Consider the following 23,416-nt stretch of genomic DNA (forward strand, 5'->3'; position numbering starts at 1 on the left):
GGCTGTGGCGGGCTCGGCGGCCGGAGCTGTGGCGGGTGGCTGGACGAACGCAGTCGCGACCGCGGGCTCGGCTGTGGCTGGTAGCCGGATGAGCGCGGTGGTGTCTGCGAGCGCGCTGATCCGATCGAGCGTATTTCGAGCCCGACGCCTTCCTTCGGCGGTTGACGATTCGGGATAATCGATACGAGGGTGGTTTGTCCCCCGGACCGGGGCGGGGTCCGCCCCCGGGCCGTCGATATCAACGCTCGTCATGATGCGCACCGCGGTCCTTCCGGAACGCGATCCGCAGCATCTGCACCAGCTCCGCGCCCTCGGGCCGCAGCTCGGGCCGGGTGTTGCGGTCGGCGAAGCGGTCGACCAGGGTGCTGATGGCGTCGGAGAGCTCGCCGAGTTCGGCGGCTGTCAGGTAGAGCAGGCTGTCGCCGAACTCCTCGGCCTCCCGCCACTCCGCGGGCAGGTCGTGGGCCGTCTTCTGGGCCCTGGCCACCTCCTCGAAGTAGAACTGCGTGAAGAACGACCGCGCCTCGCTCCACGCGGCCTGGACCGCCGGGTCCGCCGAGGTGCTCGGGATGTTCGTGTACTGCGCCGTGGCCCGCCACGGCTTCTGCCGTCCGGGCCCGGGCACCTCCTCGACCACGCCGTACTTCGCGAGCATGCGCAGGTGGTAGCTGCAGCTGGCCACCGACTCGCCGGTGAGCTCGGCGGCGCGGGTCGCGGTCAGCGGGCCCTCGGTGCGCAGCAGTCCCACCAGCTCCATCCGGGTGCGGTGCGCGTAGGCGCGGATGGCCTGGGGGTCCTTCAGATGCAGGACGTCATCGTGCTCTGCGTCGGTCATACATCTAAAGATAACTTTCTAAAGAAACCTTTACAAGGCTCCGCCGCACCTCGGCTCACTCTTCGTAGGTCCGCACCTCCACCTGGAACGGGGCTTCGCCGAACATCGCGACCGCCGCCCGGTACCCGCTGGGTACCGCCACCGGCGCCACCCGGTGCCGGTTCGAGCTGGCCGGCTCCACGCACGCCACCAGGTCCCTCTGTAACACCGCCGCCTTGGTGTTCGCCCAGCCCAGGCCGCCGGCCACCTTCGCCACCGCCTCCTTGCGGGTCCACAGCCGCGCGTAGCGGTCGGTCTGCTCCAGCGGGTCGTGGCCGCCGGCGACGTAGCGGGCCTCGAACGGCAGGAAGTACCGCTCGGACATGTCCACCGGGTCCAGGCCCTCGGTCAGCTGCCGGACGTCCACGCCGACCTCGCGGTCCGCCGCCACCGCCAGCAGCGCCAGCGCGCCGTCGTACGCCAGGCTGATGTGCGGGCCGCCGTCGGCCAGGGTGGGCTTGCCGTTGGCGTCGGCGGCGAAGACGAGGGTCTGCGGCTCGACGTCCAGTTCGCGGCCCAGGATCACGCGGCGCGCGCCGTGCGCCACCAGGTAGCGGTGCCGGTCACGCTCGCGCAGGAAGTCGGCGGCGTGCGCGAACTCGCCCTCGTCGAGCAGCCGCTCGTAGTGCTCGGCGATGTCCGGGGCGGTGTCGGTGTCGATGATCCAGACGCGGATCCGGTCGGTCATGGTCGCACCGCCGAGCGGTCGAGGTCGGACGGGGTGCCGTTGGTGTTCTTGGCTGCGTCGGGGTGGATGCGGGGGCGCGGACGGTGGCGGTCGCGGGTGACGTGGCCGGCCGCGAGGCCGCCGAAGTCGGTCAGGCGCAGTGGAGCGGCGTTTTGGGTCCCCATGGACTTCACGTTTCCGAGCGATGCCGCTCCAAACGCGCCGCCGGCGGCTCCGGTGCGGGCGGCGCGACCTGGGTCAGGGCCGGCGGCAGCGATTTGTTGTCAGTAGGTCGCAATAGTCTTTTTCCATGAGCGAACCCGTGTTCCGCGAGATGCGAGAGAGCGACCTTCCGGTGCTGTTCGAGATCCAGTGTGACGCCGAGGCCCAGAAGATGGCGGCGTTCACGAGCACCGCGAACGATCGTGAGGCGTATCTGGACAAACACCGCCGGCTGCTGGCCGACGACCGGCTGGTGCGCGTCGTGGTGGAGCTCGACGGCGAGATCGTCGGCAGCGCGGCGGCCTTCCCGCTGGGGGAGGAGCTCAACGTGACGTACTGGATCAAGCGCGAGTTCTGGGGGCGCGGCCTGGCCGGGGCGGCACTGGCGGCGGTGCTGGAGCAGGTGACGGTGCGGCCGGTGTTCGCCTCGGCGGCGTCCGACAACGAGGCGTCGATGCGGGTGCTGGAGAAGGGCGGGTTCAAGCGCGTGGGGCGGGAGCGGGCGTTTGCCGAGGCGCGCGGGCAGGAGATCGAGGAAGTGATGTTTCGCCTGGAGTGAGAGGTGATTATGATCGAACCCTGATGACTGGTGCGGACGCGAGCGCGGGTGCGGCTGCCGGTTCCGGATCTGCTGCCGGCGCCGGTTCGGGTCCCGTTCCTGGTCCCGGTTCCGGCCCTGAAGCTGGCTCCGACACCGGTCCCGAGCCTGGCACTGGTCCTAGTCCCGGTTCCGCCGCCGATGCCGCGGTCGCCGCCGACGCCACCAACGCCGCCGATGCCGCGGTCGCCGCGGCCGAGCGCTGGTTCGTCCGCAACGGCGTGCCGCACTTCGTCGAAGAGCACTACTACGTCGCCGGCCTGCCCGCCTTCCTTCGCCCGTTCGCGGCGGCGATCCAGCTCGCGCGCCTCGGGATGCGGCTCGGCTTCTGGACGGTGCGCCGGGTGTTCGCCGAGATCCGCGAGGTCGGTCACCTGGCCGTGCGCGCGCTGCCGCTGCTGGCGCTGTTCGGCATGGTCATCTTCTTCACCCGCGACTTCTGGCTCATCTCCGCGGCCCTGACCTCCGGCTGGCTGTGGGTGACCTCGGCGTTCTTCATCATGCTGATCCAGGCCTTCCTGATCGCGCGGCTGCCCGAGGAGTTCGTCACCCTGCCCAGCGCCTGCACGCCGGAGCGGATACGCGCCAGCTGCGTGGCCACGCCCCTGGCCCCGCTGGCCGAGACCGAGCAGGAACTGGCCACGGACCCGGCGCTGGGCCTGGGACAGCGCCGCAACATGTTCATGTACCTGCTGCTCACCCAGACCATCCAGATCAGCCTGCTCAGCTGGACCGTGTTCTTCTTCTACGTGGTCTTCGGCGCCATCGCGATCCGGCCGGAGGTGCTCACGGACTGGTTCGGGCACGTACCGCCGGACGCGCACCTGTGGGGCATCCGAATCCCGGGCGTCAGCAGCGAGCTGCTGCACGTCGCGGTGCTGCTGGCCGGGCTGAGCGCACTGTACTTCGCGATCACGGCGCTGACCGACGCGGTGTACCGGCGCGAGTTCTTCGACCGCACGTTGGCCGAGCTCGACAAGGCGATCCACATGCGCTGCGCGTATCTGACGGCGCGTAGTAAGTGTGGCAAGTCCCTGCCGCGCTGAGCCCGGTGGCCTTAAGCCCAGCCCAAGGCCACCAAGCGGTGCCTACGACGTCAGGTGCAGTGCGATGGCGGCCAGCCGGATGTTCCCGGCGATGCCGGGCGGCAGCACCAGGCGCAGCTGGGTGGCGGTGACCGGTTGGCCGGGGCGGGCGGGGTCGGCGACGGTGTGGCTGCGGGACGGCTGGTCGCTGACCAGCCTCGTGACGGGCTGCCAGGGTGCTGCCGGCGAGGTGCGGATGTCCAGGCGGGTGTCGCGGAGCCAGGATTCCGGGTGCGCCGGGTCGTCCCAGAGCGAGATCGCGTTGAAGGCCCGGGAATCGGCGACGAGCCGGTTCGCCGTCGTGGCGACGGCCGTTCCCGACGGGTCGAGGTCGTAGCTGCCGTCGGTGGGGTCCAGCAGCGCCAGTCCGCTTTGCTGGTCGGGCAGCCGGTCGACGACCAGCGTCCAGCCGAGCCGCCGGGCCCGCTCCAGGTGCGCGGCCGCGGCGTCGGCGGCGTCGAGGTAGTCCGCGCCGGACGGGCCGACGAACACGCCGGCGTTGGCGGGATAGGTGCCCTGGAGGTCGCCGAACCACACCCGGCGGAACCCGCTCGGCGGCCGCCCGGAGCCGAGCTCGATCGGCTGGGCGGCGACCGTGAGGTCGGCCGCGGTGGTGGTCAGCAGATAGCTCCCGGTCCGCAGCAGAGCGCTGACCGAGGCGGGCACGGTGATAGTGACCGAGCCCGTCGTGGGGACGGTCAGGGTGCTCTGCGCCACGGTCACCGGGCTCGCCCCGGACACGCCACCCCGCCGCGCCCGGGGACGGCCGTGTCCTCGCCGACGCTCTGGCGCACGATCGAGTTCAGCACCCCGCCGGTGCTCGCGTCGTCGACCCGGTCCCAGAGTACGGTGCCGGCCGAGTCGACCTTCGCGAGGTGGTTGGCGAAGTGGGTACTGTCCAGCACGACTTTGTAGAGCACGTAGAAGACCGGGGCGGGGGCGTCGGCGGTGCCCGTCTCGCGGACGCGGAAGTCCAGCACGCGCGTGGTCGCGTCGTGGCCGAACGGCAGCGGGAGCGCGGTCAGCCCGGTGAGCTGCTCGGCCGGCGGCGCGCCGATCACCTCGATCTGCGCGTGCGGCGTCGCCGCGCCGCCGGCCGCGACCCCGTACTGCGCGAGCGCGTAGAACCGCCCGCTGACGGCGCCCGCCTCCACGCGGTAGGCCCCTCCGCCGCCGGCGAACTCGCCGGTCACCCGCGCGATCGGGTCCGGCGCGAGATCGGGCCCGTACATCCACACCTCGGTGGGCGCGCCGTAGTTGCCGAGAGCGACGTGACCGTCCGCGTTCCCGGTGGCGTAGGTGAAACCCTCGCTTCCGTCCTTGCTGCCGAGGATGACGTCGGTGAACAGCAGGTGCTGAAACCCTTTGCGCGTGGTGCCGTTCGGATTCGTCCGCAGGAGGTACATCGTCCGGCCGCGTTCGGTGATCATCGTCGAGACCAGGTAGACGTTGCCGTCCCGGTCGACGCTCAGGTATGCGTACCGGCAGGCGAAGCCGGTCCCTTCGCGGCTGATCACTCGTTGCATGGTGTAGGTCATCGTCCCCGTACCTCTCTGCGCGCGGCCCGCTCCCGTTGCGGGTCACTTTCAGGCTAGGAAGAGGTGCGGGGGTCGGAATCCGTAGGACTACGCGTTCCTGGCGGCTGCCTCTTGTCAGGCCCCTGCGCCGCCGTCGACCGGGACGATCGCGCCGGTCACGAACGAGGCCCGGTCGCTGAGCAGCCACGCGGCCGCCTCGGCGACCTCGCGGGGATCGGCCATGCGGCCCAGCGGCGTCGCCGCTGTGCTGGCCGCGATGATGCCGGGAGTCGTCGCCTCCCACTCCTCCATCATCTGCGTGGCGGTCCCGCCTGGGGTGATGCCGTTGACCCTGATGCCCTCCGGGGCCCAGGTCACCGCCGCGGTCTCGGTGAGGCTGTTGAGCGCGCGCTTCATCGCGGCGTAGGCGGGCAGCGGGGGCGTCGCGCGGCGGCTGCCGATGCTGGAGGTGTTGACGATCGCCCCGCCGCCGCTGCGTCGCATGAGCGCGGCCTCGGCGGTCATGGCGGTCCAGTGCGCGCGGAAGTTCACGGCGAACTGGTCGTCGACGTCCTCGTCGGTGGTGGTGTCCAGCGGGCCGGGTTGGTGTTGGACGATCGCGCCGTTGTTGAACGCGCCGTCGAGTCGTCCGTGCAGTTCCTCGACGCGGTCGACGGCGGCGCGGATGCTCGCGCGGTCGGCGAGGTCCAAGGTGACGGCGTCGGCGGTGCCGCCGTCGGCGCGGATCTCGGAGACGATGTGCTCCAAAGCGCCGGTGCTGCGGGCGGCGAGCACGACGGCCGCGCCCTCGGCGGCGAACAGCCGGGCCGCGGCCGCGCCGATGCCGCGGCTGGCGCCGGTTATGAATATGACCTTGCCGGTGAGCAGGCCGATCGGGCTGGTGGCGGTGCTGGTGGTCGGGCTGGTGGTCGTGCCGGTGGTGGTGCTGGTGTTCGCTGTCATGCCTTCACGGTCGATCCTGCCCGGGACCGGATCCAGGCACAGCCGGTACTACGATCAGCCGCTGGAAGGCGCGCACACTGGGGGAATGGACAAGCAGGAGCTCGGGGCGTTCCTCCGCAGCCGGCGCGAGCGGCTCCGGCCGCAGGACGTCGGCCTTCCCTCGGGGCCGCGGCGCAGGACTCCGGGGCTTCGCCGCGAGGAGATCGCGGTGCTCGCGCACATCTCCACGGAGTACTACGTCCGGCTCGAACAGGGCCGGGCGCCCAGGCCCTCGGCCGAGGTCCTCGCCGGGATCGCCGGCGCGCTACGACTCACCGACGCCGAGTCCGACCACCTCCACGTCCTGGCCGGCACCGCGCCGGCCCGGACCGGCCTGCACCGCCGCGACGTGCGCCCGAGCATCCTCGTGCTGCTCGAACGGCTCCCGCAGACCGCCGGGTTCGTGATATCCGCCGCGTTCGAGGTGCTGGCCTGGAACGATCTGGCCGCCGCGCTCATGGAGGACTTCGCCGCCCTCGCCCCGCACGACCGTAACCTCGCGCGCCGGGCGTTCCTCGGGACGGAGCGCGCCGACGCGAGGCTGTACGGGATCTCCGACGCCGCCGAGTTCCGCCTGCACGTGGTCATGGACCTGCGCGCCACCCTGGCCCGCTACCCGGCCGATCCCACGGTGACCGGCTTGATCGACGAACTCCGCGACGCCAGCCCCGACTTCGCCCGGCTCTGGGAACGCCACGACGTGCAGGCCCCGCCGACGCTCGCCAAGACCTTCCACCACCCGGTCGTCGGACCGGTCGCCGTCGACTGCGACACGCTCGCGCTCACCGACCGCGACCAGCACCTCGTGCTCTTTAGCGCGCCTCCGGGATCCCCCGGGGCCGAGGCGCTGGCCCTTCTGAACGTCCTCGGCACCGAGGTCGGCGATTATGGGCAGGTCGCCGATCGAGCCCCGGTCAGTCGAGGCCTTCGATGATGCGGAAGTCGCGCTCGACGCCGTCGTCGAGAGCGGCCAGCGCCTTCTGGTAGGCCTCACTCTCACGTGCCGCGACGGCCTGCTCGAAGCTGTCGAACTCGATCAGGATGGTGCGCTCGGCGATTCCGGCGTCGTACACGGCGACGTGCTCGCCCCGGGAGAGGACCCGTCCGCCTCCGGCCTGGACGGCCGGACGGGCCAGCTCGTCGTAGGCAGCCAGCTTGTCAGTGTCTGAAATGGTGCGGTAGACGCTGACCCAGTAGCCCTTGGCCACTGAACCTCCAGTGTTCGGTGTCATATCGGAGCCCGTGTTCCCGGCATCCGAGTGTGCTGACTTGAGCCTATGCGGCGGCGCGCAGCGGGGTCGACTCGGTTAGCGGCGCTGGTGCTGTTCGGACGAACAGGGTCTGCGGGTGGGCCTGCCCTGTTCGGCCAGGGATTGCCGCAGCCGCTCGAACGGAATGGATGCCCGTGCTCCAGGCGGGACGGGTGGTCGGCGGGGGTCGTATGCGGGTGCGTCATTGCTCAGCTGTCCCCAGACGATCGGCCACTTCTCGCTGCAGCGCTTCGATCTGCGCCGCGGCTTGGCGGGACCCCTCCACGTCCGACTCGTCGATGGAATCCGCGCCCCAGCTCCCCGGTTGCCGTATTTCCCATTCATCCAAGCGGAGCTGGACGGTGACGTAGTCGTGGATGACGTCGAGGATGGACGAGCCGCTGAGCTCCACGGACAGCTCGCCTTCCGCTGCCTCCGCCGCATGGCGCGGGACGCCGAAGACGGTGCTGCGGCCGGCGGCGAGTTCGCTGAGGCGATAACAGTGGATCCGGTCGGCGTGGGGCACCCGTTCCGGCGGCGTGGCCCCGGGGACCATTCGGGAATCGCCGTAGAGCGCGGTCAGCGGGACGAGATCCGGGTCCCAGGCGAGGATCCGCAGCTCGGAACGGCGCTCCGACCAAGCCTGCACCAGGGGACCGCCCCGCTCTGGCGGGACCGCCAAATTCCAGGGCAGGGCGGTTGCGTACCCCGGAAGCGACTTCTGGGGATCTGCATCGCTGATGACGAAGAGTTCCTCCGGGAACGCGACGCCGAAGCATTCGGCCAGTACTTCACGCGGGCCCAGTCCGGCCGCATACAGCGCCCAGGCCAGGCGGCTCATCGACCGGTAGTCCTCGCGCGAGGCCTCGGTCCGCAGCCTGGCCAGCACAGGACCGGAGACCGGTGTGGTGAACGGGGCCGTCGGTTCCGAGCGGGTCACGCCGGGTGCCCCGGCCGGCAGCAGCGTCTCGACGAGGCGGAGCGCAGCGCGGTGCTCGGGCAGCTTCTCCACGTCAGGATGCTGCGGTGTCAGCTGTCGCAGTGCTTCCAAGCGGTCTGCGGCGGTGGTGTGGTAGTCGTGCAGCACTGCCAGCAACGACGGGCCGAGCTGTTCGATCCTTCCCGCGCCGCGCGGCCTGGTGCCGTAGACCGTCGGTTCGCCCCGGGCGAGGTCGGTGAGCCGGTAGCACAGGACGAGTCCGCCGTACTCGGTGTGGTGGTCGTCCGTCGGCAGCACCGGGACCAGCCGCGGATCGCGCTCGAAGACGGCTTTGTCCACGTGGTCGTCGATGGTCGAGCCGGTCGGCGGCACCGGGCCGCCCCGCTCCGGAGGCAGGACCAGCCGCCACACGAAGCATCGCTGGTCGCTGCGGGCGAGCCCGGGGGGTGGGAAGTGGTCGGCCAGCGCGAAGAACTCCTCCGGGAACGGGGCGCCGAAGCATTCGGCGAGCACCTCGCGGCGGTCCTTGCCGATCGCGTACAGCGCCGAGGCGTATTCGGCCATCGTCTGATATCGGTGGCGGCGGACAGCGGCCCGCAGCCGCTCGATCTCCTCGGCCGTGGGCCGGGTGCGACGACGTTCGGTCGGCGCGTCGGCCGGGCACGGGACTCCCCGTTCGTGGCAGAGGTCTACCGCGCCGGCGTTGAGCAGCCTGCCGATGAGGTCTTCGACCGGCTCGCGGGCGATCGATCCGGCGAGCGCCAGCCCTCTCCTGCGGACGGCGGCAGCGTGTAGCGCCGTGTGCCGCTGTACGTCGACCGTGTTGACGTCCACGCCGGCGGCGAGCAACCGGGCCATGAGTACCTCGTGGTCCAGGAGCGGCAGCAGGTGCAGCAGCGTCTGGCCGGCGTCGTCTCGCACCAGCGGGTCGGCGCCGGCGTCGAGCGACGCGAGCACGCCGGCGGTGTCGCCGCGGACCGCTCGCTCGATCAGCTCCCAGTCGTCGTCAGGTATCGGTGATGGGGTGGGCGCTGAAAGCGATCTGGGTGGCGGAGATGAGGCAGACGACGTGGACGACACAGACGACGCAGACGGCCCGAACGGCCCGGACGGCTCAGGCTCAGGTCGGCTGTCGGCGGCGGCCGGCCGTGCCGGGAACAACGCCTCGGCGACCGCCGGATGCAGCTCTCCAGGCCGGGCAAGGCCGAACCGCAGGAGATCGAAGTCGATCGGGTGGCGGTACTCGAAGGCGCCGAGCTGGCGGGGTTCCCCCGGCTCGGCACTGTGCAGGCGCGCGGTGACCCGGCCCTTCGGGCCGAACGTCAGCTCGATGTCGGTGCCTGCCTGGCCTTCGTCCCGGCACTCGACCCACATCGTCGGAGTCCGGGGTGGGCGCGGCTGCGACAGCCTTTCCTCGAACACCCCCTCGTCGAGCATCCGACGGGCGTCGGACGCCAGCCGCTCGACCGCGACCCACGGTCGCTGCGGCCACCTGTCCTTTTCCCCCAGGGCGAGTTCGATCCCGCACGCGGCGAGGGCTTCGCCGGTGCGCCCCTTGTCCCAGAGCAGGGTCAGCCATTCGGTCAAGGCAGCTGGATCGTCCTGGTCGTCCGGCCGGGGACCGGCGACGACATCGTTAAGGAGCCGGCCGTCGTGGCTGTGGAACGGGATCCGGTCCGGTCCGGCGCCGCACAGGTCCCGTATCTCGCCGGTGTACCGGGCATCCCAGTACGCCCGCGGCAAGTGGTACAGCCCCGAACTGCGGTCCGGCAGCTCCGCGGTCCCCTCCCGGCGGGTCGCGACCAGAAGGCGCAACCGGTCCGGCTGTTTCCAGACGCTGCCGACTGAGAGGTGCGCGCCGTCCGGGTACCGGCGCAGTAAGAGGTTGGTGATGAACGAGCCGTCGCGCAGTGCCCGTGGCATGTTCCAGCGCAACAGGTCCGGCGCGACGTGATGCAGGTCCTCGACCACCAGGCGGGCCGTCTCGCGGCCGTGCCACCGCGTGATCGCGGCGACGTCCACGTCCAGGTCGACCAGCGCCGCGGCGCAGGCACCGGCCGGATCACCGGCCGACCGCCGCGCGGTGGCCGCCTCGATCATCTCCGCCGGGACGTCCTGCGGGCGCCTCCGCCGGTACATCTCCAGCACGGCTCGTCGCTTCCCGTGCACCGCCATCCACAGGATGATACCAGGGTCCTTATTTGAACCTTCGCCGACAATCGCGAGAACATCGCCGACGGAATTCGCCGATCCGACGTCAGTGCATCGACCGTCTGCCCTAAGCTCGCGCGCGTGACTCCCGCATCCCAGATCCCGAACTCGCGTCGCGGTGCCATCGGCCTGACCGGACTGGCGCTGACCGCGTTGTCGTCCGGATTGGTCGCCGTGCCCACGGCGGCGCACGCGTCGTCTGCCCCGGCCCCGGCCCCTGCCCCGGCTCCCGGCGTCCGGACCAACGGCCCGATCGCGTACAGCGTCCAGCCCAATGGGTCGAACGGCCCTGACATTTGGAAGACGGTGAATCCGGATGGATCCGGCCAGGCCGAGGTGCCGGCCGGCGATCCGAGAGCCTTCGACGGCATCGGTGCCGGCGTGCCGAACCAGAGCGGGATGACGGACTACGGCGTCGGACCGTTCATCGGTACTTTTGCATACTCTCCCGACGGCACCCGTGTGGTTTTCCCCAACTACTGGAATGCCTGCGCCGAGCTTGCCGACGCCGATGGCACGAATCCGACGGTGCTCGCGGGCGGGGACTGTGTGCGGGGCGATGTGTCCTACCGGGCCCGGGACCTGAAGGCCAACGTGGGAGGCAAGCCGGTCTGGAGCGCGGACAGCAAGTCCGTGTACTTCCAGTCGGGTGCCTCGATCGTCGCGATCGATGCCGCCGCGACGGTGGCCACGCCGGTGGCTCTCAAAGTCTCCATCCCGGCCACGTACCGGTTGGACTCCGTGTCGCCGTCCGGAGCGTTCGCCTTCTCCGACTACCAGACCAATCACATCTTCATCCTCGACCCCGGAGCCTCGACCTTCCGGCAGCTCACCTCCGGTATCCACGCCTCGTTCTCTCCGGACGGCTCTACGCTTCTCATATCCGACTTCTCTCCGGCACCGACGAGTGGTTTCTCGCTCCTGGAGGTCAACGCGAGCACTGGCGCCCGTACGCCGCTCACCGACCCGGCGACGGAGAGCGTGGACACGAACATGTTCTGCTGGTCTCCGGACGGCACCTCTGTTGCGTACGTTGCGAACAGGACCCTGTACACCCGCTCGGCAACGCCCGGCGGCAAGGCCACGACGGTGGTCTCCGATCCCCACGGTGTGCTCTTGGGCGACTGGCACAACGGCCCCCTGACCCCGCCCCGCGCGCTGGACCGCATCGGCGGTACGGATCGGGTCGCGACGTCGATCGCGGTGTCGCAGTGGTCATATTCCTCGGCCGGCGCCGGGGGTACCCAGGCGAAGGTGGCGGTGCTCAGTCGCAGTGACCAGTTCGCCGACGCCCTCGGCGGCAGCGCCCTGGCCGCGCAGAAGAACGGCCCGCTGCTGCTGACCGCCACCGGTCAGCTCGACCCTCGGGTCGGCGCCGAGCTGCGACGGATTCTTGCGCCGGGGTCGACGGTCTACGTGCTGGGTGGTTTCAGTGCCCTGAGTCCCGCCGTCGAGCAGCAGATCCGTGGCCTCGGCCTGACGCCAGTCCGACTCAAGGGCAACGACCGCTTCGAGACCTCCGCCGCCGTAGCCGCCGCGATCAGCCCGCACCCGCACACCGTCATGGTGGCCACCGGCCGCAACTTCCCGGACGCGCTCGCGGCCGGCGCAGCCGCGGCGCAGGATCCGGCCGGCGGCGTCGTGCTGCTGTCCGACGACGGCACGCTGCCCGCCGCGGGCAAGCGCTTCCTGGCCGGGACCGACCCGCACTCCGCCGCCGTCTACGGTGTCGGCGGACAGGGGGTGAAGGCGCTGGCATCGGCCTTCCCGCAGTGGGCCGGGCTGACCACGCCGCTCAAGGGTTCCGACCGGTACAGCACGGCGGCGGCGGTGGCCGGCAGCGCCCTGTTCACTGCGCACGGCCCCGTGCCCTACGTCGGTCTGGCCACCGGCGACGCCTGGCCGGACGCACTGTCCGGCGGGGCACTGATCGGCCGGCTGCACGGCCCGCTGCTGCTGACGACGAAGGCGTCGCAGTACCTGCCGCAGCCCCAGCTGGACTATCTGCGGGCGCTGGCCCCGCACCTGAGCGGGATCACCGTCTTCGGCGGAGAGAACGCGGTGGCCACTGAAGTGGAGGTGAACACCGGGGAAAGCGGTCTTGGACGCGACCGCTTCTACACGTTCACGAACCGGTCCACGCCTCCGGTGACCGGGGCGCGTTGACGCGAGATCGGGTGTAGGGACACATCTCACCGACTACAGGTCGGTGGTGGCCTCGATGGTCAGGGGTGGAAGCAGGGGCGCGTTCTTGGTGTCGATCTCATTGATCAGGCCCTTGATGAGGCCTTCGATCTCGTCGCGGATGGGGCGTACGGCTTCGACGCCCTGGCCCGCGGGGTCGGTGAGGACCCAGTCGAGGTACTTCTTGCCGGGGTAGACGGGGCAGGTGTCGCCGCAGCCCATTGTGATGATGTAGTCCGAGGCCAGGGCGGCTTCGTCGGTGAGGATCTTCGGGGTCTCGGCGGACAGGTCGATGCCGACTTCGTTCATGGCTTCCAGCACTGCGGGGTTCACGGTGTCTGCCGGGGCGGAGCCGGCGGAGCGGACCGTGACGCGGTCGCCAGCCAGGTGGGTGAGGAATCCGGCGGCCATCTGGGAGCGGCTGGCGTTGTGGATGCAGACGAACAGCACGGACGGCTTGGTGTCGGACATCAGGGGGTGCCTTTCTGGTCGTCCGGTTCGCCATCCGCGGCTTCCGGCAGGTAGTTGACGAGGTCGGTGACGAGCAGGTCGAGTTCGTCGCGAATGCGGCGGACCTCGACCATGTCCTTGCCTTCGGGGTCCGGGACGGTCCAGTCCAGGTAGCGCGGGCGCGCCGGGGGCTTCTGCACGTAAGCCAGGGCCACGAGTCGATCGTCGGCGAAGCGTTCGGTCAGGGCTGGCAGGAACGCGGCGAGCCGGGCGCTGGCCGCGAGGGCCTTGTAGGACTCGAAGACGTAGCGCTCGACGGTGGCGTGGGTGAAAGTGCCGGTGAAGCGTTCCGCGAGCCGCCTTGCGATCTCTGTCAGCTCCTGTTCGGTCTTGTCCAGGTCGTCGGGGTTCATGTGACGGCCGCCGGAATCTGCTCGGCCTCGGCCAGGGCGCGGCGGGCCAGCGGCCGAGTCATCCGGCCGCCGCCGCCGGGGTCAGCAGCGCCGACAGCTGGGCCAGAGCCGCGGGTCTGACGCTGTAGTAGACCCAGGTGGCGCGGCGTTCGGAGTCCACGAGCCCGGCTTCGCGCAGCACCTTCAGGTGGTGGCTGATCGTCGGCTGGGACACGTCGAAGTAGGGCGTGAGATCGCAGACGCACGCTTCGCCGCCGGCATGTGAGGCGATCAGCGAGAACAGCCGCAGCCGCACCGGGTCGGCCAGCGCCTTGAACACGTGCGCCAGACCCGCCGACTCGATCTCGCTCAGCGGCTCGCTGATCAGCGAGGCGTGGTCCTCCGCTGGGATCACCGGGAGCTCCTTCATCGACATACGTCTATGTTGACAGGAATAGATCTTCCGAGGCAAACGGCCTAGGCGGACGCCAGTTGAACTTCTGGCCGCCCCACCCCTCGGCCCGACGCTGCCGGGCCGCCTCGTGCAGCAGCGCACCGTCCGCTTCATGCCGGTTCGGACGTGTCGTCCATATAAGGGTGATGAATCAGCCGCAACTCTCGTTAACTTTCTTGACGAGAATCATTGCGGGGCGGCGACCCGCGTGCTTCATTGGTAAAACACCCTTACGAATCGCTTGAAGGAGGCCCACACCACCATGTCATCGATCCGTACCCGCCTCGCTGTGGCACTCGTCGCAGCCCTCGCGCTCGCCACCCCGGCGGCCACCGCGAGCGCCCGCGCGGCCGGCACGCACAGTGCCGCCGCCGCGCGGGCCGCTGCCGTGCCGACCGACACCACGTACACGGCCGCCCAGGTGCTGGCCGACATCCAGCAGCACTCGAGCGCCGCGACCCAGGTCAACACCAAGCCCCACATCAACACCATGACGCGGGCCATGAACGTGAACGTGTACCAGCCCACGGCCGGCGTCTACGTCTACACCTCCAGCATGGCCATCGACGACGACGGCAGCGACCCCGATCCGGATCCGGACCACCAGGGCCAGACCACCTTCCAGGACAGCAACGGCGCGCAGCTGGGAGCGCACCACGTGCCGTTCTTCGTGCTGGGCGACGACTGCTGGGACAAGACGAGCCCCTGCCCGCACTTCTTCTACAAGGAACACGGCATCTCAGGCCGGCAGTTCGCGCTGGTCTTCTACAACGGCAACGTCATCGGCGCGATCTTCGGCGACACCCAGACCGGGAACAGCCAGACGACCTCGTCCAACGACTCCCGCGAACTGGGCGAGGCGTCGGTGAAGGCGGCCTCGCTGCTGGGCATCCCCAGTAGCGGCACCACCGGCGGCGTGGACAACGGCGTGACCGTCGCGATCCTCTCCGGCCCGTCCTGGGTCGTCAACGGCACCAACGCCAACCTCAGCGCCAATGCCCAGGGCATGGTCCAGAACGCCCTGAACACCCTCGGCTCGAGCATGTCGGGCAACCCTCCGCCGCCGGCGAACGACTTCTCGGTGGCGGTGTCTCCGACCTCGGGGTCGGTGACGGCCGGTTCCTCGGCGTCGGTGTCGGTCGGCACCTCCGTGACGGCCGGGTCCGCCGAGTCGGTGGCGCTGTCCGCGTCCGGCCTGCCGAGCGGGGCCACGGCCTCGTTCAGCCCGGCCAGTGTGAACTCCGGGGCGTCCTCGACGCTGACCGTCGCCACCTCGGCGGCGACCCCGGCGGGTACGTATCCGATCACCGTGACCGGAACGGCGTCCACTGGTTCACACACGGCCTCGTACACACTCACCGTCACCTCGGCCGGTAGCGGCAGTTGCACTTCGGCCCAGTTGCTGGCGAACCCTGGTTTCGAGTCGGGGGCTACGTCCTGGACCCAGAGCTCGACGTTGGGGTTCACTCCGATCACCAAGGCCACGAGCGCTGAGTCCGCACACTCCGGGTCGTGGATCGCGGACTTCAACGGCAACGGGTCCAAGGACACTGATACGGTCGCGCAGTCGGTGAGCATACCGGCTGGGTGCACGGCGTCCCTGAGTTACTGGCTGCACGTCGACTCCACAGAGAACACCACTACCGCCAAACCCGACACATTCAATGTGCAGGTGTTGAACTCGGCCGGCACGGTGCTGGGTACCGTCGGGTCGTTCTCGAACCTGGACAGCGGCACCGGCTACACCCAGCTCACCGCCGACTTGTCCGCGTATGCCGGGCAGACGGTCACGCTGAAGTTCACCGGCGCAGAAACCGACACCAGCGGCGGCACCACCAACTTCGTCATCGACGACACCGCACTGAACGTCTCCGGCAGCACCTCGCCACCGCCGACGAACGACTTCTCCGTCACCGATGCCCCGGCTTCGGTTTCGGTCACGGCCGGCGGATCGGCGACGTCGACGGTGACGACCGCGGTGACATCCGGGTCGGCGCAGTCGGTGGCCCTGTCGGCGTCCGGCCTGCCCGCCGGTGCCACGGCGAGTTTCAACCCGGCGTCGGTCACCGCGGGCGGTACCAGTGCCCTGACCGTCGCGACGGCCTCGACCACCCCGGCCGGGACCTACACGGTGACCGTGACCGGCGCGGCCGCTTCGGGCTCGCACACCGCCACGTTCACGCTGACGGTGACCGCGCCCAGCGGCGGTTGCACTTCGTCGCAGTTGCTGGCGAACCCCGGTTTCGAGTCGGGGGCCACGTCCTGGACTCAGACCTCGTCGCTGGGTTTCACCCCGATCACCAAGGCCACGAGTGCTGAGCCCGCACACTCCGGGTCGTGGATCGCGGACTTCAACGGCAACGGGTCCAAGGACACTGACTCCGCCAGCCAGTCGGTGAGCATACCGGCCGGGTGCACGGCGTCCCTGAGTTACTGGCTGAACGTCGACTCCACAGAGAACACCACTACCGCCAAACCCGACACATTCACCGTGCAGGTGTTGAACTCGGCCGGCACGGTGCTGGGTACCGTCGGGTCGTTCTCCAACCTGGACAACAGCACCGGTTACACCCAGCGCACCGCCGACCTGTCCGCGTATGCCGGGCAGACGGTCACGCTGAAGTTCACCGGCACCGAAACCGACACCAGCGGCGGCACCACCAACTTCGTCCTCGACGACACCGCGCTGACGACTTCCTGATCCAGCACTCCAAGGAACGCGCCGGCCCCGACACTCTGGAAGGAGTGTCGGGGCCGGCGCGTGTGCGGCTGCTTATGCAAGCGGCTGGTGCTCGCGGTCCCAGACCTGTGCCGCCGCCTGCACCGCGTCCCAGGGCGCGGCCAGCGGAGGGGCGTAGGACAAGTCCAGGTCGCTGATCTCCTCGATCCGCATGCCGTGGAACAGGGCTGTGGCGTAGATGTCCGCGCGCTTGGAGATCTCGGCGCCGACATGCCCGATCAGCTGCGCGCCCAGAAGCAGGCCGCTGTCGCGATCCCCGGTGACCTTGATCGTGATCGGGGAGGCGCCTGGGTAGTAGCGTTTGTGATCGTCCTGGACGCTCAGGGAGTCGACCGGGCTCCACCCGCGTCCCGCAGCTGCGGCATCGGCGTTGCGCAGGCCAGTGCGGGCGGCGACCAGGTCGAACACCTTCACCACCTGGGTGCCCAGGCTCCCGGCGAATTCGCGGCTGCCGCCCAGGGCGTTCTCCCCGGCGATCCGGCCCTGCTTGTGAGCCGTGGTACCCAGCGGCAGCCACGTCTCGCCGAGCAGCCGGTGATAGGTGGTCGCGCAGTCCCCGGCGGCGAACACGTGCGGGATGCTGGTGCGCATCTGCCGGTCCACCGCGATCGCGTCGCGTGCGCCAAGACGGACCCCGGCGCCTTCAGCCAGGGCCGTGTTCGGCCGCACACCGACTACGACGAGGACCACGTCGGCCGTGCGGACCAGAGCCTGGCCGTCCGGTCCCTTCGCACGTACCGTCAGCCCCGCCGCGTCGGTCGTGACCTCGGCGACGGTGGTCCCGGTCAGAACCTCCACGCCGTGGACGGCGAGTTCGGCGCGGATTAGCGCTCCGAGGTCGGCGTCGACCGTGGGCAGCACTTGGGGCAGCGCCTCGATCTGCGTCACCTGCACTCCGCGGGTCATCAGCGCCTCGGCCATCTCCAGCCCGATGTACCCGCCACCGACGATCACGGCACTGCCCGGCTGCCGCGCCGACAGGTCGTCCAGCAACGCACGCGCGTCGCCGATCGAGTGCAGGAGGAACACGCCCCGATCCGGCCCCAGCTCACGGAGCCCGGCGATCGGCGGACGCACACTGTCGGCTCCGGTGGCGACGATCAGCTCGTCGTAGGCCACCTCCGAGAGCCGGCCGTCGCGGCCGCACACGCCGACGCGGCGCTGCTCGGCGTCGATCGAGACCGCGGTGGACCACGGCACGACGTGCATCCCGGACGCCTCCAGATCGGCCAGGGTGCGGTGCGCCAGATCGCCCCAGTCCGGCACCTCGCCGGAGATGAAGTACGGGATGCCGCAGATGGAGAAGTTCGGATAGCCGTCGGCGAGGAGCACCGTCACGTCGGTGCTGGGATCAAGTTCGCGGGCTCGCAGCGCCGCACTGATACCGGCATCACTGCCACCGATCGCGACCACATGCTTAGCGGACATCAGGACTCCCGGGAGATGTCGATGTGCTGATCTAAGTGAGTTGTACCGTTCTAAGTGAAGTGTCTCGGCCTTAACTGTCCGGCGCGTTTCCAGCAGGTTCAGAATGCCTCAGCCTGTTTCGCTGTGGATGCGAGCCCTCGTCGACAACCGATCTGACGCGAACGGCCCGACGGCGCCCAGCACGCAGCACGCGGCGATCACCGCCGTCGACCGTCGCGGAGAATCCCGCCGAACGGCCCAGCGCGTGCAGCACCGACACCAGCAGGACAGCGAACACCGTGACCGACGTCGCCTGCGCCACGGGGCGGTGACTCGGCGCGGGGAGCAGGAAGTGCAGCGGGTTGGTCAGTGCTCCGTGCACGATCGCGAGTACGGCGAGCGCTGCGCGCCAGCCGTAGGCGTCGTCGGCGCCGTCGGTGGCGATCGCTGTCTCGGCGGCGGTCAGTTGGTGCTGCACCGGCGATCGCCCCTGCTGCCTGGTCGCTGTTTCGGTATCAGCTACAGCAGCTGGACCCGCCGTCTGCCTCGACGATCGCCAGCGGTCGGGCCAGCAGCCCGCCCGAAATCCCGGTCGCCAGCCCGACGCTTACCGGCTCCAGCGTCCCGCAGGAGCTGCCGCAGCCGCCGGCTTCGCCCTCGTCGCCAGGCAGGGTGGTGTTGCAGACCCCGGTCTCCGGCAGTTCCAGGCGGAGGTCGTGGGCGGCGTCCCAGTCTCCTGCCAGGGCGGCGACGACGGAGCGGGCCTGCTCGTAGCCGGTGGCCAGAAGGAACGTCGGAGCCCGGCCATAGGACTTCATGCCGACGGCGTAGAAGTGCGGCTCCGGGTGGGCCAGCTCGTCCACGCCGTGCGGGGGCACGGTGCCGCACGAGTGCTCGTTCGGGTCGATCAGCGGGGCCAGTGCGCGGGTCGAGCCCAGGATCGGGTCCAGGTCCAGGCGCAGCTCGCTGGTGATGGAGTGGTCTGGCCGGAACCCGGTCGCGGCCACGATCCGGTCCACGGTCACGACCTTCTTCACGCCCCGGGCATCGACACTCTCCACCTCGACGCTGCCGTTGCTCAGAACCCTTATCGCCTGAGCCGAGAACTGGTTGATCAGCTCGATCCCGCCCTGCTCGACCAGCTTCTTCACCCGGGTCCCGAGGGCGCCGCGCGCCGGGAGGGCATCGGCTTCTCCTCCTCCATAGCTGCGGGCCGCCGAACCGGTCCGGATCGCCCAGGAGATGCGGGTCCCGGGCTCCTGCTCGGCGAGGTCTGCCAGCACCAGCAACGTGTTCGCCGCCGAGTGCCCGGCGCCGACCACCAGCGTGTGCTTGTCGGCATAGGCCGCGCGGGCCGGGCCGAGGACGTCCGGAAGTGCGTGGTCGATGAACGCTGCCGCCTCGGCCTCGCCGTGAGCGGGCAGGCCGGAGGCGCCCAGGACGTTCGGCGTGTACCAGGTGCCTGAAGCGTCGATGACCGCGCGGGCGTGCAGGTCGGTGGTGACGCCTTCGGTCTCGACCCGGACCAGGAACGGTGCGAGCTCGCGGCTGCGCGAGCGGACCCGGTCCACCCCGACCCGGCTGATCGCGCTCACCCGATGCCGCAGACGGATGTGCCCGGCGATCTGCGGCGTCGCCGCCAGCGGCGCCAGGTACTGCTCGACCAGCTCCGCGCCGGTTGGCGAGGCGTCCTCATCCGGTGCGGTCCAGCCGGTCGGCTCCAGCAGCGCCCGGGCGGCGGCGTCGATGTCGTAGCGCCACGGGCTGAACAGCCGGACGTGGCCCCACTGGCGGATCGCCGCGCCGACCGCGTCTCCGGCCTCCAGCACCTGGAAGGGGATGCCTCGCTCAGCCAGGTGCGCGGCGGCGGCCAGACCCACCGGTCCCGCGCCGATCACCACGACCGGCAGTTCCTCCTGGGCCTGATTCAACGTTCCGACTCCGTCCCTATCGACACTGATGTGCGTGTTCTGTGATGCGAGTTCGACCACGGTTCGGACGACCAGTCCGGCCATCGCCGTCAGAGTTTCGGGCTGGACCCGCTCCGCCGTGTCGTCTTTCGAGTGGTATCCGGGCATCCCGGCGCCGAGGCCGACAACAGCCAGGCCAGCAGCGGCGTACTGGCGGTTGTCCGAGGCGACCTGTCCAGCGGCCAGCGGGACACCGGTTGCCCTCCCGGCCGCGTCGAGTGCTGTAAGGATCGGCATGGCGGCCCCGCTGGCCTCCACAGCGACCGACTCGTGTAGCTCGCCGGCGCCGTCGATGTTGATGATCAGGAGGCCGCGACCCTCGGCGACCAGCCGGGCGGCGTGGTGGGCCGAGCCGAGCGTGCCGATCTCCTCGCCGTCGAGCAGCGCGATCGACAGCCCGATGCCTTGTGGAAGGCGGTTATTCAGCAGCCGCGCGGCTTCCAGGACCACCGCGACGCCGGAGGCGTTGTCCGAGGCGCCGGGACGGTGGACTCCGTCGAGGTCGCCGACACCGTCGTAGTGCGCGGTCAGCCAGATCTCCGGCTCGCCGGACGCCGCAGGGACGATGGCGGCGTACAGGTTGGCGGCGCCGCCGACCGGTGTCTCGAAGGCGTCGACCTCAGTGACCGCGTCGAGTGCGGTCAGCTCGGCCGAAAGCCATGCGCGAGCAGCGGCCCCGCCGGATGACGCGACGCGTCGCCCGGCCAGCTCGCGCGCCGCCAACGTCGCGACGGTGGCCTTCATACGCTCGGCAGACGGCTCCGGCACGATCAGGGCACTCATCAGCTGCAGCCGCAGGCGCCGGTGGACACAGCCTCGGTCTTGGCGGCAGTGCCGCAGCAGGCGTCCTCGGCCTTCGCCTCAGCCGCAGTGCCGCAACACGGTCCGCCAGTCGCGGCCGGCGCGCCGGTCCCGGTGTTCGCAGCCGGGCTGCCGCAACAGCCGGTGCCGGCCGCCGGATTGAAGGCCTCGGCCAGATCGCCTTGGAACCCGCCGACAGCGCTTGATGCGGTCTGCTCGCTCATGACCTTGCTCCTCACACAGGTCGTGGTGCGATGGATGATCGGCGGCTCAGATGCGCGGCAGACTCAGCACGGCCGCGGTACGTGCGGCCTCCAGCCGGCGAGCAGAGCGCTCGACGCTGGTAGAGATGCCGGAGCCATCGCAGAACTTCACGCCCAGGTCACGGGCCTGCTTACCGATGCTGCCAGAACGACGGAACATGGCGTTCCCCTTATCTCGAAGTTTTTCGAAGCAGCCTCAGCTTGCCCCCTGTTTCGAAGTCTGTCAATCTAGAAGCATGTCGAAACAGAAGGAGCTGCCGCTGCTGGAGGCCGAGACCTCCGCCCCGTGCTGCGAGCCCCTTGCCGAGCACTCCATCTCCACCGCCGACGCGATCGCCCTGGCGCCCGCGTTCAAGGCCCTCGGCGACCCGATCCGCCTGCAACTGCTGTCCCAGATCGCCTCCGCCCCCGAAGGCGAGACCTGCGTGTGCGACCTGAACGTCGGCTTCGACGTCTCCGGCCCCACCATCAGCCACCACCTCAAAGTCCTCCGCGAAGCCGGCCTCATCGAAGGCGAACGCCGCGGAACCTGGGTCTACTACACCGCCGTCCGCGAGAAGATGTCCGCCCTGGCCGGATTGCTCAACGCCGCCGAAACTGCCGTCGTAGGTGCCTGACCTGTGGTTACTACGCAGTCGGGTTGTCCTGATGGTCATGGGCAGAGCGTGGCGGTCTGCTAGATCGTGCTCACCGTCGACCCACAAAATAGAGCCGGTGGAACCAGATGGACTGGTTCCACCAGCTAGATACGGGTGCGCCGCCAGGGACGTGAACCCCGAATCCGCGGACTAAGAGCGCTACGAGGAGCGCACCACCAAGTTGCCCAGCGCGCACTCCTGCACGGTGGCCAGTGTGCGGTCGTAGAAGTCGCGGGCCTCCTGCGGGGAGCGGCCGATGGCGACGAGGCCATACTTGCCGAATTCGGCGAGGGCGCCGAGGGCGAACAGGAGGGTGCCGGTCTGGGTGTCGGGGTCGTAGTGGAGGCCGGCGTTGATGGTGGCGCTGACTAGTTCCTTGACCGTGGTGCCCACGAGGTCTGGGACGTGGATGCGGTCGCTGGCCACGTAGGCGCGGGGGAGGCCGTCGCGGCCTTGGTAGGCGCCTGAGACGTCGTCGTGTACGCCTGCCACCACTGTGTTTATGAAGTGGAACGGGGCGGTCGCGCCGCCTCTGCGGAGGTTGATCTCCAGCGCGGTCACGGCTGCGTCCGGGTTGAGGGTGTCGGCTAGGAAGTCGATGCTCAGATGGCCGATGACGCCGTGGTCGGCAAGCTCGCGGCCGATGGTCAGTGCCGCTTCCTGTACGCGCTGGCGGTAGCTCTCGTGCGCGGGGAAGGAGCAGCCGACGAAGGTCTGGTCGTCTGCGCCGCCGAGGATCTGATCGTGGGTGGAGATCACGTGGACGGTGCCGGTGGGATGGATGAGCAGCTGTGCCGACGGGGACTGGAGTCCTTCGGTGCTGAGGTATTCCTCGACGATTCCGCCCATCACGGTCAGCTTCTGGACGAAGCCGCTCCAGTCGTCGCCCGGCGGTTGGACCTCGTGGCGCAGCTTCCGGGAGATGAGGTCGGGGGAATCCGGCGCTTCGCTGCTGGAGAACGTGAACACCGCGTTGCCGGCGCCGGCGAAGCTCTCGTTGAGCTTGATGACCGCGCGGCGCAGCCCCGGGTCCGCCTGTTTGAGGGCGGCGAGTGCGCTGACGAGAGCTTCTTCGCTGTGCAGGTCCTCGAAGCCGGACGGCGTGGCCACTCCGGTGGACCGGAACAGCTGGCGTCCGCGGCTCTTGTTGCCGATCTTCTGGAGGTCGGGATCGCAGGAGTACAGCGGAATGCCGAGCCGGTGCGCCAAGTCGCGTTCGGCCGATGTGCTGTTGTAGGTGACAAGGTACGCGGCGTCGTGATCGGGTAAAGCCTGGCGGATTCGTTCGATCAATTCCGGGTTCTGGAGGACCTTTTCGGTCAGTGGCCGCGGCGTGTCGTCGTCGCAATCAAGCATGTGCAGACGATCGGTGAGGTCCATTCCAGACAGCCCCGGGATCGCGTCCAGCGTATATGCGAGAATATCCGGATCGATTTGCCGGCTGGTGACGTACACGACCCTGGCCTCTGGCACCGTGAGGCGCGACAGCTCGAAGAGCAGCCGCTGCTCGAAGTGGATGGCGCCCGGGAACTTGCGCAGCTCATCGGGGTGCACGGTGAGGCTCGGGACGATCACGGTGGTCGCGGTATGTGCTCGTTCTGGATCGCTGAGCACGGCCTTGAGGCGGGCCTTCATGATGTCGGCGACGCCGTCAACGGTCGAATTGTCGATCATTTCCATTCTTCGTCTTCGGTGATAGCGCGTACGGCGGAAAGCCCATCGCTGATGAGGATTCGACGGGCATTCTCAGC

23 protein-coding genes and 1 pseudogene are annotated in these 23,416 nt (G+C 69.7%); 6 read left to right on the forward strand and 18 right to left on the reverse strand.

The annotated features are described in order from the left end of the window. Positions 1 to 238 precede the first annotated feature (238 nt). From GWK61_RS07235 to GWK61_RS07245, 3 genes are read right to left on the reverse strand one after another with little or no spacing between them, the layout of a single operon-like run. On the reverse strand, positions 239 to 835 hold the full coding sequence (locus GWK61_RS07235) for a helix-turn-helix domain-containing protein (protein WP_194906317.1): 597 nt from the start codon (positions 833 to 835) through the stop codon (positions 239 to 241). 55 nt (positions 836 to 890) lie between these two features. Next, positions 891 to 1,562 (reverse strand): 4'-phosphopantetheinyl transferase family protein, encoded by a 672-nt coding sequence (locus GWK61_RS07240; protein ID WP_194906319.1) that lies wholly within the window; start codon positions 1,560 to 1,562, stop codon positions 891 to 893. After that, entirely contained in the window at positions 1,559 to 1,726 is a 168-nt protein-coding gene (locus GWK61_RS07245) for a hypothetical protein (protein ID WP_194906320.1), read from the reverse strand. Before GWK61_RS07245 ends, GWK61_RS07240 begins: the two co-directional genes overlap by 4 nt. 125 nt (positions 1,727 to 1,851) lie before the next feature. On the opposite strand from GWK61_RS07245, the gene GWK61_RS07250 reads away from it, so the two are divergent. Next, a complete protein-coding gene (locus tag GWK61_RS07250) occupies positions 1,852 to 2,322 on the forward strand; it encodes a GNAT family N-acetyltransferase (protein WP_194906321.1) in 471 nt (156 codons plus the stop codon). A 23-nt stretch (positions 2,323 to 2,345) separates the two neighbouring features. Next, the gene (locus GWK61_RS07255; RefSeq protein ID WP_194906322.1) at positions 2,346 to 3,407 is read left to right on the forward strand and encodes a hypothetical protein; all 1,062 of its coding nucleotides are present in this window, start codon (positions 2,346 to 2,348) and stop codon (positions 3,405 to 3,407) included. Between the two features lie 42 nt (positions 3,408 to 3,449). On the opposite strand, the gene GWK61_RS07260 is transcribed toward GWK61_RS07255, so the two are convergent. From GWK61_RS07260 to GWK61_RS07270, 3 genes are all read right to left on the reverse strand, one after another. Further along, positions 3,450 to 4,187 (reverse strand): hypothetical protein, encoded by a 738-nt coding sequence (locus tag GWK61_RS07260; RefSeq protein WP_194906323.1) that lies wholly within the window; start codon positions 4,185 to 4,187, stop codon positions 3,450 to 3,452. Then, entirely contained in the window at positions 4,166 to 4,984 is an 819-nt protein-coding gene (locus GWK61_RS07265) for a hypothetical protein (RefSeq protein WP_194906324.1), read from the reverse strand. The genes GWK61_RS07260 and GWK61_RS07265 overlap by 22 nt, the downstream gene beginning before the upstream one ends. Before the next feature lie 114 nt (positions 4,985 to 5,098). After that, positions 5,099 to 5,926: an SDR family NAD(P)-dependent oxidoreductase gene (locus GWK61_RS07270; protein ID WP_194906325.1), complete on the reverse strand. Its 828-nt coding sequence runs from the start codon at positions 5,924 to 5,926 to the stop codon at positions 5,099 to 5,101. 85 nt (positions 5,927 to 6,011) lie between these two features. On the opposite strand from GWK61_RS07270, the gene GWK61_RS07275 reads away from it, so the two are divergent. Then, positions 6,012 to 6,899 carry a helix-turn-helix transcriptional regulator gene (locus tag GWK61_RS07275; RefSeq protein ID WP_194906326.1) on the forward strand — a complete coding sequence of 296 codons (888 nt, stop codon included), beginning with the start codon at positions 6,012 to 6,014 and terminating at the stop codon, positions 6,897 to 6,899. Here GWK61_RS07275 and GWK61_RS07280 read toward each other — a convergent pair. Together GWK61_RS07280 and GWK61_RS07285 are read right to left on the reverse strand one after the other, a co-directional pair. Continuing rightward, entirely contained in the window at positions 6,880 to 7,173 is a 294-nt protein-coding gene (locus GWK61_RS07280; RefSeq protein WP_194906327.1) for a DUF1330 domain-containing protein, read from the reverse strand. The two genes, GWK61_RS07275 and GWK61_RS07280, sit on opposite strands and share 20 nt — an antisense overlap. A 244-nt stretch (positions 7,174 to 7,417) precedes the next feature. Beyond that, the gene (locus GWK61_RS07285; protein ID WP_194906329.1) at positions 7,418 to 10,330 is read right to left on the reverse strand and encodes a hypothetical protein; all 2,913 of its coding nucleotides are present in this window, start codon (positions 10,328 to 10,330) and stop codon (positions 7,418 to 7,420) included. Between the two features lie 117 nt (positions 10,331 to 10,447). Between GWK61_RS07285 and GWK61_RS59335 the strand changes: the two genes are divergently transcribed. Then, entirely contained in the window at positions 10,448 to 12,532 is a 2,085-nt protein-coding gene (locus GWK61_RS59335) for a cell wall-binding repeat-containing protein (RefSeq protein WP_194906331.1), read from the forward strand. Positions 12,533 to 12,565: 33 nt separating this feature from the next. On the opposite strand, the gene GWK61_RS07295 is transcribed toward GWK61_RS59335, so the two are convergent. From GWK61_RS07295 to GWK61_RS07305, 3 genes are read right to left on the reverse strand one after another with little or no spacing between them, the layout of a single operon-like run. Then, complete coding sequence (locus GWK61_RS07295; RefSeq protein ID WP_194906333.1) at positions 12,566 to 13,021, reverse strand: arsenate reductase ArsC; 456 nt, start codon at positions 13,019 to 13,021, stop codon at positions 12,566 to 12,568. Continuing rightward, on the reverse strand, positions 13,021 to 13,413 hold the full coding sequence (locus GWK61_RS07300; protein ID WP_194906335.1) for a three-helix bundle dimerization domain-containing protein: 393 nt from the start codon (positions 13,411 to 13,413) through the stop codon (positions 13,021 to 13,023). Before GWK61_RS07300 ends, GWK61_RS07295 begins: the two co-directional genes overlap by 1 nt. Positions 13,414 to 13,471: 58 nt before the next feature. Then, entirely contained in the window at positions 13,472 to 13,828 is a 357-nt protein-coding gene (locus tag GWK61_RS07305) for an ArsR/SmtB family transcription factor (RefSeq protein WP_194906337.1), read from the reverse strand. A gap of 280 nt (positions 13,829 to 14,108) precedes the next feature. Here GWK61_RS07305 and GWK61_RS56095 point away from each other — a divergent pair, with 280 nt between their 5' ends. Then, the gene (locus GWK61_RS56095) at positions 14,109 to 16,547 is read left to right on the forward strand and encodes a beta strand repeat-containing protein (protein ID WP_228561882.1); all 2,439 of its coding nucleotides are present in this window, start codon (positions 14,109 to 14,111) and stop codon (positions 16,545 to 16,547) included. A 72-nt stretch (positions 16,548 to 16,619) separates the two neighbouring features. Here the strand turns inward: GWK61_RS56095 and GWK61_RS07315 are convergent, their stop codons facing one another. The 6 genes and pseudogenes from GWK61_RS07315 to GWK61_RS07335 form a co-directional block, all read right to left on the reverse strand. After that, entirely contained in the window at positions 16,620 to 18,014 is a 1,395-nt protein-coding gene (locus tag GWK61_RS07315; protein ID WP_194906339.1) for an FAD-dependent oxidoreductase, read from the reverse strand. A 70-nt stretch (positions 18,015 to 18,084) separates the two neighbouring features. Next, complete coding sequence (locus tag GWK61_RS07320; protein ID WP_194906341.1) at positions 18,085 to 18,471, reverse strand: hypothetical protein; 387 nt, start codon at positions 18,469 to 18,471, stop codon at positions 18,085 to 18,087. Between the two features lie 37 nt (positions 18,472 to 18,508). Then, the gene (locus GWK61_RS60625; protein ID WP_369125562.1) at positions 18,509 to 19,924 is read right to left on the reverse strand and encodes an NAD(P)-binding domain-containing protein; all 1,416 of its coding nucleotides are present in this window, start codon (positions 19,922 to 19,924) and stop codon (positions 18,509 to 18,511) included. Between the two features lie 123 nt (positions 19,925 to 20,047). Then, positions 20,048 to 20,746, reverse strand: a pseudogene (locus tag GWK61_RS60630) (M28 family metallopeptidase); the annotation flags it as partial. After that, positions 20,746 to 20,988 carry a hypothetical protein gene (locus tag GWK61_RS07330; RefSeq protein ID WP_194906344.1) on the reverse strand — a complete coding sequence of 81 codons (243 nt, stop codon included), beginning with the start codon at positions 20,986 to 20,988 and terminating at the stop codon, positions 20,746 to 20,748. The gene GWK61_RS07330 and the pseudogene GWK61_RS60630, both read right to left, overlap by 1 nt. 46 nt (positions 20,989 to 21,034) lie before the next feature. Then, positions 21,035 to 21,187: a hypothetical protein gene (locus tag GWK61_RS07335; RefSeq protein WP_194906346.1), complete on the reverse strand. Its 153-nt coding sequence runs from the start codon at positions 21,185 to 21,187 to the stop codon at positions 21,035 to 21,037. A gap of 76 nt (positions 21,188 to 21,263) precedes the next feature. On the opposite strand from GWK61_RS07335, the gene GWK61_RS07340 reads away from it, so the two are divergent. Further along, positions 21,264 to 21,644 carry an ArsR/SmtB family transcription factor gene (locus tag GWK61_RS07340; RefSeq protein WP_194906348.1) on the forward strand — a complete coding sequence of 127 codons (381 nt, stop codon included), beginning with the start codon at positions 21,264 to 21,266 and terminating at the stop codon, positions 21,642 to 21,644. A 180-nt stretch (positions 21,645 to 21,824) separates the two neighbouring features. Here GWK61_RS07340 and GWK61_RS07345 read toward each other — a convergent pair whose 3' ends face one another. Next, a complete protein-coding gene (locus tag GWK61_RS07345; RefSeq protein ID WP_194906350.1) occupies positions 21,825 to 23,339 on the reverse strand; it encodes a peptide ligase PGM1-related protein in 1,515 nt (504 codons plus the stop codon). Between the last annotated feature and the right edge of the window lie 77 nt (positions 23,340 to 23,416).

This window comes from Catenulispora rubra (assembly GCF_015356825.1).
GTDB lineage: Bacteria > Actinomycetota > Actinomycetes > Streptomycetales > Catenulisporaceae > Catenulispora > Catenulispora rubra.

Excerpts from the sequence above, each read along its gene's own strand:
- GWK61_RS07245 (WP_194906320.1), bottom strand. The coding sequence starts at position 1,726 with ATGGGGACCCAAAACGCCGCTCCACTGCGCCTGACCGACTTCGGCGGC.
- GWK61_RS56095 (WP_228561882.1), top strand. The coding sequence starts at position 14,109 with ATGTCATCGATCCGTACCCGCCTCGCTGTGGCACTCGTCGCAGCCCTC.
- GWK61_RS07340 (WP_194906348.1), top strand. The coding sequence starts at position 21,264 with ATGTCGAAACAGAAGGAGCTGCCGCTGCTGGAGGCCGAGACCTCCGCC.
- GWK61_RS07275 (WP_194906326.1), top strand. The coding sequence starts at position 6,012 with ATGGACAAGCAGGAGCTCGGGGCGTTCCTCCGCAGCCGGCGCGAGCGG.
- GWK61_RS07305 (WP_194906337.1), bottom strand. The coding sequence starts at position 13,828 with ATGTCGATGAAGGAGCTCCCGGTGATCCCAGCGGAGGACCACGCCTCG.
- GWK61_RS07295 (WP_194906333.1), bottom strand. The coding sequence starts at position 13,021 with ATGTCCGACACCAAGCCGTCCGTGCTGTTCGTCTGCATCCACAACGCC.
- GWK61_RS07235 (WP_194906317.1), bottom strand. The coding sequence starts at position 835 with ATGACCGACGCAGAGCACGATGACGTCCTGCATCTGAAGGACCCCCAG.
- GWK61_RS07255 (WP_194906322.1), top strand. The coding sequence starts at position 2,346 with ATGACTGGTGCGGACGCGAGCGCGGGTGCGGCTGCCGGTTCCGGATCT.
- GWK61_RS07250 (WP_194906321.1), top strand. The coding sequence starts at position 1,852 with ATGAGCGAACCCGTGTTCCGCGAGATGCGAGAGAGCGACCTTCCGGTG.
- GWK61_RS07335 (WP_194906346.1), bottom strand. The coding sequence starts at position 21,187 with ATGTTCCGTCGTTCTGGCAGCATCGGTAAGCAGGCCCGTGACCTGGGC.
- GWK61_RS07330 (WP_194906344.1), bottom strand. The coding sequence starts at position 20,988 with ATGAGCGAGCAGACCGCATCAAGCGCTGTCGGCGGGTTCCAAGGCGAT.
- GWK61_RS07300 (WP_194906335.1), bottom strand. The coding sequence starts at position 13,413 with ATGAACCCCGACGACCTGGACAAGACCGAACAGGAGCTGACAGAGATC.
- GWK61_RS07345 (WP_194906350.1), bottom strand. The coding sequence starts at position 23,339 with ATGATCGACAATTCGACCGTTGACGGCGTCGCCGACATCATGAAGGCC.
- GWK61_RS07285 (WP_194906329.1), bottom strand. The coding sequence starts at position 10,330 with ATGGCGGTGCACGGGAAGCGACGAGCCGTGCTGGAGATGTACCGGCGG.
- GWK61_RS07265 (WP_194906324.1), bottom strand. The coding sequence starts at position 4,984 with ATGACCTACACCATGCAACGAGTGATCAGCCGCGAAGGGACCGGCTTC.
- GWK61_RS07315 (WP_194906339.1), bottom strand. The coding sequence starts at position 18,014 with ATGTCCGCTAAGCATGTGGTCGCGATCGGTGGCAGTGATGCCGGTATC.
- GWK61_RS07240 (WP_194906319.1), bottom strand. The coding sequence starts at position 1,562 with ATGACCGACCGGATCCGCGTCTGGATCATCGACACCGACACCGCCCCG.
- GWK61_RS07270 (WP_194906325.1), bottom strand. The coding sequence starts at position 5,926 with ATGACAGCGAACACCAGCACCACCACCGGCACGACCACCAGCCCGACC.